At 62.7% G+C, this 8,018-nt stretch carries 8 protein-coding genes; 4 read left to right on the top strand and 4 right to left on the bottom strand.

Features of this window, described 5'->3' with window-relative positions; genetic code table 11:
- The first annotated feature begins 144 nt into the window (after positions 1 to 144).
- The 4 genes from CXR02_RS20150 (at position 145) to CXR02_RS20135 (ending at position 3,656) form a co-directional block, all read left to right on the top strand.
- Positions 145 to 1,515, top strand: coding sequence for an NAD-dependent succinate-semialdehyde dehydrogenase (locus CXR02_RS20150; RefSeq protein WP_104063599.1), 1,371 nt, complete (start codon positions 145 to 147; stop codon positions 1,513 to 1,515).
- A gap of 330 nt (positions 1,516 to 1,845) precedes the next feature.
- Positions 1,846 to 2,454: a cysteine hydrolase gene (locus tag CXR02_RS20145; RefSeq protein ID WP_104063598.1), complete on the top strand. Its 609-nt coding sequence runs from the start codon at positions 1,846 to 1,848 to the stop codon at positions 2,452 to 2,454.
- Positions 2,370 to 3,080, top strand: a complete 711-nt coding sequence (locus tag CXR02_RS20140) for an alpha/beta hydrolase (RefSeq protein WP_258061146.1) — start codon at positions 2,370 to 2,372, stop codon at positions 3,078 to 3,080. The genes CXR02_RS20145 and CXR02_RS20140 overlap by 85 nt, the downstream gene beginning before the upstream one ends.
- Positions 3,081 to 3,197: 117 nt before the next feature.
- A complete protein-coding gene (locus CXR02_RS20135; protein ID WP_104063596.1) occupies positions 3,198 to 3,656 on the top strand; it encodes a VOC family protein in 459 nt (152 codons plus the stop codon).
- Between the two features lie 181 nt (positions 3,657 to 3,837).
- On the opposite strand, the gene CXR02_RS20130 is transcribed toward CXR02_RS20135, so the two are convergent.
- Genes CXR02_RS20130 through CXR02_RS20115 form a run of 4 tightly spaced genes read right to left on the bottom strand, consistent with a single transcriptional unit; the run spans position 3,838 to position 7,999 of the window.
- Entirely contained in the window at positions 3,838 to 5,031 is a 1,194-nt protein-coding gene (locus CXR02_RS20130; protein ID WP_104063595.1) for a thiolase family protein, read from the bottom strand.
- Positions 5,032 to 5,078: 47 nt separating this feature from the next.
- Positions 5,079 to 5,822, bottom strand: a complete 744-nt coding sequence (fabG, locus tag CXR02_RS20125; RefSeq protein ID WP_104063594.1) for a 3-oxoacyl-ACP reductase FabG — start codon at positions 5,820 to 5,822, stop codon at positions 5,079 to 5,081.
- A gap of 33 nt (positions 5,823 to 5,855) precedes the next feature.
- Complete coding sequence (locus CXR02_RS20120; RefSeq protein ID WP_181037307.1) at positions 5,856 to 6,875, bottom strand: cyclase family protein; 1,020 nt, start codon at positions 6,873 to 6,875, stop codon at positions 5,856 to 5,858.
- Complete coding sequence (locus CXR02_RS20115; protein WP_258061145.1) at positions 6,872 to 7,999, bottom strand: zinc-binding dehydrogenase; 1,128 nt, start codon at positions 7,997 to 7,999, stop codon at positions 6,872 to 6,874. Before CXR02_RS20115 ends, CXR02_RS20120 begins: the two co-directional genes overlap by 4 nt.
- Positions 8,000 to 8,018: the final 19 nt, after the last annotated feature.

The following is an 8,018-nucleotide window of genomic DNA, read 5'->3' as shown; positions in this document are numbered from 1 at the left end:
GAGGCCTCCAACAAGTACCCGAACTTCGCAACCGACGCCGACATCCTGACCCCGGCCTGACCAGCACCACCACCGCCAGCCCGGGAAGGACAGCCTGCCAAGCCGTCCTTCCCGTGCCGTCCTCAGTACGATGAAGGTTTTTCAATGAAGAAATATGCAACCGTCGACCCCACCAGCGGCAATGTCGTGCAGGAATTTGACAGCATGACCGACGCAGAGGTCGCCGCTTCCCTGACGCGCTCGCACGCTGCCTACCGGTCCTGGCACACGAAGGACCTCGCGGAACGCTGCGCGCTCCTGCAGCGCATCGCCGACCTCCACCGGCATCACTCCATCGACCTTGCCAAACTGATGACGCTCGAGATGGGCAAGCCCATCACCCAGGCCAAGGCCGAAGTCGAGCTATCCGCTTCCATCTATGAGTACTACGCCACGTCGGGCCAACAGTTGCTCGCCGACGAAGAACTCGACATCGCCGGTGCGGGCCGGGCAATCGTCCGGACAGCTCCCATCGGACCACTCCTGGGCGTCATGCCGTGGAACTTCCCGTACTACCAGATGGCACGGTTCGTCGCCCCCAACCTGCTGCTGGGCAACACCATCTTGCTCAAGCACGCCAGCAACTGCCCGCAACAAGCCCTGCGCATTGCCGAAATCATCGACGCGGCCGGGGCCCCGGAAGGCGTCTACCAGAACCTCTTCGCCACCTCCGGACAGGTCGCGGACATCATCGCCGACCCCAAACTCCAAGGCGTTTCCCTCACCGGATCAGAGCGTGCAGGCAGTGCCATCGGCGCACTCGCCGGGCAATACCTGAAGAAGTGCGTCCTCGAACTCGGCGGCTCCGACCCGTTCCTCGTACTTCCCGCAGCCGATATCGACAAGGCCGCCAGCGCGGCAGCGGCAGGCCGATTCGGGAACGCCGGCCAAGCCTGCACGTCGCCGAAAAGGCTCATCATCGACTCGTCCAACTGGGACAAATTCCTTGAAGCGTTCCTGGCGAAAGCCGCAGAATGGCAAACCGGGGACCCCATGGGCGAAGACACACGCCTCGGCCCGATGTCCACCGCCCAAGCCCGGGCAGAACTGGCCGAACAAGTTGACGACGCCGTGTCCAAGGGAGCGACCGTCCACCTGGGCGGAGCCGTCCCGGAAGGCCGCGGCGCGTACTACCCGGCGACCGTCCTCTCCGGCGTCACACCCGACATGCGCGCCTACCGCGAGGAGCTTTTCGGTCCCGTGGCGATCCTCTACCGCGTGGATTCCGTGGATGAGGCAATCACCCTGGCCAACGATTCGCCCTACGGGCTCGGCAGCGCCGTCTTCACCGACGACCCAAAGCAGGCCGCCTACGTCACCGACCGCCTCGAGGTCGGCATGGTGGGAATCAACACCACCATCAAGAGTGCCCCCGACCTCCCCTTCGGCGGAGTCAAGGCCTCCGGCATAGGCCGCGAACTCGGCAAATTCGGACTCAACGAATTCGCGAACAAGAAACTCATCCGCATCATCTAAAGCCCGACACAAAACATCAACTGAGACCCGACACAACACTAGGAGACTCCATGCGCGCAGCAGTCTATTACGGCAAAAACAAACTCGAAATCGAAGACGTACCGGAACCGTTCTTGGTCGATCCCGCCAGGTGATCCCAGCAGAGTACACGCAATCAATGACGACACACGATAAGGCTGGGCCTGCCACTGCAGGTCCAGCCTTCAGTGTGCGGCCTGGCTATTCGGGGAAGCGGCGCGGTGGACAGCCATGGGAATAAAATACCTCGGAACGTTAGTTGTAGGTTAAAGTAATTCTGGCGAATACAGCAATCACCAAACAGGAGACACCATGGACAACACACCCCTCGATGTCAGCAAGACTGCACTGATATTGATAGACCTTCAGAATGACAATGTCCATCGGGACGGGGCGTTCGCATCCTTCGGTGCCGCCGCGCATGCAGTTGAGCAGGGCCTGGTCCCCCACGTGGGGCAACTACTCGAATGGGCACGCAACGAGTCAATGCCGATCATCCACAACCGCATCGTGTTCTACCCCGGCGGCGACTTCGGCGGTTCGAATGCCCCCATCTTCGGGATGATCGGCCCGGAGTCACTAAAGCTCGGCTCCTGGGGTGCAGACGCGCTGGAGGGGCTGGAGGCGCTGGCGGACGAGCCTGTCCTGATCCGCAATCGGATGAGCTGCTTCAACGGCAGCGGACTGGATATTTTGTTACGGAATACCGGGGTCACCACGGTAGTAGTGGCAGGCGTCTGGACAAACATGGCCGTGGAACATACCGTGCGTGACGCAGCGGATCACGGGTACCGCACAATCGTTGTCACGGACGCAACATCGAGCATCAACGCAGAGTGGCACGACGCCGCACTCAGCTATGCCTTGACGAACATCGCCGAATTCCAGTCAACCGGCGAAATTACGGGGGCTGCCGTTTGAGTAGCCTACCCCAACCGACCATCGCGTGGCAGTCCCCGGACGATCCGCGCAAGCCCTTGGTCGTCTTGCTTCACGGGCGCGGGTCACGCGAAACGGACATCATCGCGTTGGCGAATCACCTCCCGGCCGGTCCGGCCTACGCGGCTGTGCGTGCACCTCTCGCAGAGGGTCCGGGGTTTGCCTGGTTTGCGAACCGTGGCATCGGCCGCCCGATATCTGCGTCCCTCACGGAGACCATGGCATGGTTTACGGACTGGCTGGACGGTGTTGCGCCGGCCGGGCGGCCCGTGATCCTTGTTGGCTTTAGCGGGGGTGCCGCCTTCGCTGGGGGGCTCGTATTGAGCGACCCTGACCGCTTCGCAGGTGCGGCAATCCTCTACGGAACCCTTCCCTTCGACGCCGGCGTGCCGACGACGCCGGGCCGACTCCACGGCATTCCGATGTTCGTAGCGCACGGCGACGCTGATTCGGTCATACCGGCCGAGTTGCTGAAATCCACCTGGAGCTATCTCACTGAGGAGTCAGGTGCGCAGACAACTGCCATCCGTTCGGCCGGCGGCCACAGCATAGGACAAGACGACGCAACCGCTCTCGCGCACTGGATCACGGACCTGCAGGGGCCTTAGGCCACGCGGGAGAACCTCCGGCCACTTATAAGGAATTTACATAACCGATGGTCCAATAAATATTGGACGCCATAAGGGGCCGAAGCAGATACTTAAGTAACGACGAAAGGAATTCCCATGGCTTATCTTCGCCTCCATCACGTGAACGTCACTTCAGATGACATGCACTCCCTCAGCGACTTCTATCGCGACGCTCTCGGCCTGCCGTTGCTGCCTTCGCCGAAAATGATCGCAACCACCCATGCGGCCGACGCCGGAGTCACCGATGGAAACGCTGAATGGGAAGAGGGAGCACGCTTTTTCGAGGCTGGCGACCCCGAGGAACTGCAGGTGCACGCCACCCGCCGACAGGCATACCTTGCCCTGCAGGAAGGGCACTCGGTAAACCCCCTCGTTGGCGGTCACTTCGCCTTCCGCACCGACGATATTGAAGCCATCAAGGCCCGGCTGACGGAACACAATATCCCCTTCGACGACTGGGGCATCTGGTCCGTTGAGGGATGGCACCAGATCTTCCTGACGGACCCGGCCGGAAACATGATCGAGATTCACCAGGTGAAGGAAACCAAGGCGTAGCCCACTCCGGACTGGCCCTGACGGCCGTTGCGTACCCTCCCCGGGGATGCAACGGCCGTCGCCCATTTAAGTCGTGAAACGGCCGACCAACAGCCCAACGATTTCCAAGGAAGTCAACGACGCACAGATGCCCGGCTGGAGCGTTCCAACCGGGCATCGTGTTGCCTTGCTCCTGCTTCCGTCAGGCGGGGGAGGTGACGTTTTCGAGGACAACGGCGAGGCCCTGGCCGACGCCGATGCAAATCGCGGCGACGCCCCAGCGCTCACCGGAGGCCTGCAGACTGCGGGCGAGGGTGCCCAGGATCCGGGTGCCGGACGCGCCCAGGGGGTGGCCCATGGCGAGTGCACCGCCGTGCCGGTTCACAATCGACTGTTCGATGCCCCAGGCGTTGATGCAGGCCAGGGACTGCGCGGCGAACGCTTCGTTAAGTTCGACGGCGCCCACCTGGTCCCAGCCGATGCCCGCCTTCGCGAGGGCCTTGTTCGCCGCCTCCACCGGGGCGTATCCGAAGAATTGGGGGTCGTTGCCGTGTGCGCCGCGGCCGGCGATGCGGGCCAGCGGTTCGAGCCCGAGCAGCGCGGCGGCGGCTTCGGAGCCGATCCAGGCCGCGGACGCGCCGTCGGACAGCGGGGATGCGTTCCCGGCGGTGACGGTGCCGTTCTCGGTGCGGAACACGGTCTTCAGCCCGGCGAGTTTCTCCGCGGAGGAGCCGGCGCGGATGCCTTCGTCGCGGACCAGGTCGGTGCCCGGGACCGGGGCCACCAGGTTGTCGTAGAAGCCCTCGTCCCAGGCGGCGGCGGAGAGGTTGTGCGAGTTCACAGCGAACTCGTCCTGGGCCTCGCGGGTCACGCCGTACTTCCCGGCCAGCCGCTCGGTGGCCTCCCCCAGGGAGATGGTCCACTCCTTGGGCATGGCCTTGTTCACCAGTCGCCAGCCCAGCGTGGTGGAGGCCAGGGTCAGGTCTCCGGCCGGGTAGGGCTTCTCCGTCTTGGGCAACACCCACGGCGCACGGGACATCGACTCCGCACCGCCCACCAGCATCAGGTCGGCGTCGCCGGCGTTGATCTGCCGCGAGGCGATGATCGCTGCGTCCAGTGACGAGCCGCAGAGCCGGTTCACCGTGGTGCCCGGGATCGAGACCGGCAGGCCGGCCAGCAACGTGCCCATCCGGGCGATGTTGCGGTTCTCCTCGCCGGCGCCGTTGGCGTTGCCGAACACCACCTCATCGATCCGCTCCGGATCAAGCCCGGGCGCGCGCTTCACGGACTCCCTGATCACGTGCGCGGCAAGGTCATCGGGACGGACCCCCGCGAGGCCCGAGCCGAACTTACCGAACGGGGTGCGCACGGCGTCGTACACAAAAGCCTGATTCATGTTGGTCCTTGTTCTTTTCTTATTGTCTTGGAGCCGCGAAACGAGAATTAGATGTTTCGTCCGCCCGCGATCTCCAGGACCGTGCCCGTCATGTAGCTGGACAGGTCACTCGCAAGGAACAGGATCACCGAGGCCACTTCCTCCGGTTCCCCAAAGCGTGCGAGCGGCACCTCGGAGAGGCGGGCCTCGAGTACTTCAGGCTTCATAGAATCGATCAAGGCCGTGCGGATGATTCCGGGCTGGACAGCGTTGACTCTCACGTTGGCGAAGCCGACTTCCTTGGCGGCGGCCTTGGTCAGGCCCACAATGCCGGCCTTGGCAGAGCTGTAGTTTGTCTGGCCCGGATTCCCGACCTTTCCGGAGATTGAGGACACGTTGATGATCGATCCACCGCTAGGCTGCTCACGCATGATGCCCGCCGCGGCGCGGGTGCCGAGCCAGGCTCCCTTGAGGTGAACGGATATGACGGCGTCGAAGTCTTCTTCAGACATCTTCCGCATGGTGGCATCGCGGGTGAACCCCGCGTTGTTGACCCACACATCGAGTCCGCCGAAGCTGTCACGCGCCGTCCGCGCGAGAGTGTCGACGTCGTCCGCTGACGTCACGTTGCAGCCAATCCCTACGGCACGGCCACCAATACCCAGGCCCGCTGCCGCTTTGGCGGCCTGCTCGGCGTCAAGGTCACCGATGACTACATTCGCACCTTCCCGCGCGAACGCCACCGCGGTGGCCAGTCCCAGGCCGTTGGCACCGCCTGTTATCACGGCTGTGCGATTCTTCAGCAGTTCCATGTACTTCTCCATTCAGTTGTGTTTGTGGGGCGGTCACCGGATTGCGACCGCGTTGGACGGCGAGCCAACGCCACCAGGCAACCTGAGCGGCGTTGCGGCGACCATGCAGTCATACTGCCCGTCGGCCTGGCAAGCCTCGGCCAGTTCGTCAAGCTGCCAGAGTTCGCCAATAGCGAGGCCAAGCAACGGTATGAGGATCCGGTGCAGCATGCCGGTATGTGAGGACGCGGGCAATGTCCCCTGCGTGTCGGCATGGACAGTGAGATCCGATGCACTTGCCGGCCAGACTTCCAAGGCGACGTTGTCGGCGGCCGCGAGAGCTATACGATTGTCCCAAAACCATGCAGCAGTGTCGTGGCTCTGTTCCAAACCCACTGACACCAGAGGGGCGCCGGACAATGTGTCAACCCCTGTTTGGGCGTCACGCTTGATCTGGTCGAGGCGATTGCCCAACCAGCCGAAACGCAGCATCAGGATATCGCCTGGTTCGATGCCAACCCCTTGATGCCGGGCTGTTTCCTCCAGCACGCGGACCGGTACGGACCGCGGCTGGGAGTAATCGATGGGGTCCCCAATATGCTCCAGGTACCGCCCGACGTCGAGCAAGACTGCCCTGCCCACGATGCCGTGTTCGGCATAGCGCTGGATTCCCAGGGTCGGGTCTCCGGCGACCAATTTCTCTGGGTCGGCGCCGTTGTAAAAGCCGTAGTCCGGGTGACCGAAATGGCGAAGTCCGTCTATCTGGCTCGTTGCCTGCGGGAAAAGGTTGTCAATCCTGTCGTCCCGATGGAACTCGTTCAGTCCGAAGACAGTGTGCTGCAAGGAGCCGCGGTGGGAAATTAGCGGCGATGGAAAGGCATCTAAGGGAAGGTCCAGGGAGTAGGTTAGACCGCCACGGACCAAGCCCGCGGCCCGGATCCTTCGCGCCGGAGTCAGGAAGTTGAGGGTGCCGAGATCGTCGTTCGCGCCGAATATTCCCCAACTGCTGCCCGGTGGCGCGTCAATGCGGTCCAACAGGTCGTGGTAACTGGGTAGGCCGTCCTGATGGTTCACGCGTCGTCCATGGATGTCGCATCGCCCCTGTCAGGTAAATCCGGGATGAGCAGGACCTTACAGGATTCCTCGGACAGGAGTTCGATGGCTTCGTCGAGAGCAGACAGTGGAAGGCGATGAGTGATGAACTTGGACAGGTCCAGTTTGCCGCTGGCCACCAACTCTGCAATCTTCTCCCAGGTTCCCCAGAGAGCGCGGCCGAAGCTACCGGTGAAGGTAAGGCCCTTCTTTATCAAGTAGGCAGCGACATCCACCTCAATCGAACGGCCCGGAATTCCGACGGCGACGATCGTCGCCTCCTTACGCAGTGCTTCAAGGAGCGGCGGCAGTGCTGCAGGGGCCCCGGAGGCTTCGAAGGCGACATCGAAACCGAACTTGGCGCCTGAGAGCCCACGGCAGGCGCCTACAACATCGTCCGTTGGGGCAAGCGGTGTTGCCCCCAGTTCTGCGATCAGGCCCCTGCGGTAGGCGTTCGGTTCAACAACCACCACGTTGCCTGCGCCCAGCGCGTGGGCGATCGCAGCTATGAACAGGCCCACTGGGCCTCCACCGCTGATCACCACATCAGCTCCGGCGAGGTCAACTTTTGATCGCTGGATGGCGTGCATGGCTACCCCAGCCGGTTCCAAGAGGGCGGCCTGTTCAAGGGGAAAATCCTGGGGCAACTTGAAGCAGGCCGTGGCCGGGACGACAAGCCGTTCGGCGAAGCCGCCGTCCAGGTGCAGTCCAAGCAATTTCATGTTGAGGCAGTTGTGGGCGTTTCCGTTACGACACGGGTAGCAGTCCCAGCAGGCGACGTGGGATTCGAGCGCCACCGTGTCCCCGATAGTCAGAGAGTCAACGGCGGATCCGACTTCAATGATTGTGCCAGCGCACTCGTGCCCCAGCACTACCGGGATGTCGAGGTTAAACGCCTGCGCCATGGGTGAGTACTCGTAGAGCTCGCGATCGGTTCCGCAGACCGAGGCTGCTGCGATCTGAATTCTTACCTCATCCACGGAAATTCGCCGTTCGGGATAGGCGCTGACGAAATTGGCACCGCGTTCGGGCTTTGCCTTGACCACGGCGCGCATTGTGCCGTTTACATGGAACGATTCTGACTCGGGAGCACTAAGGGATGTCATTGTGTTGAACCATTCTTCT

It is taken from the genome of Arthrobacter sp. 4R501 (assembly GCF_002929755.1).
In the GTDB taxonomy this organism is placed as follows: Bacteria; Actinomycetota; Actinomycetes; order Actinomycetales; family Micrococcaceae; genus Arthrobacter.
This window is presented reverse-complemented; position numbering and strand designations above follow the sequence as displayed.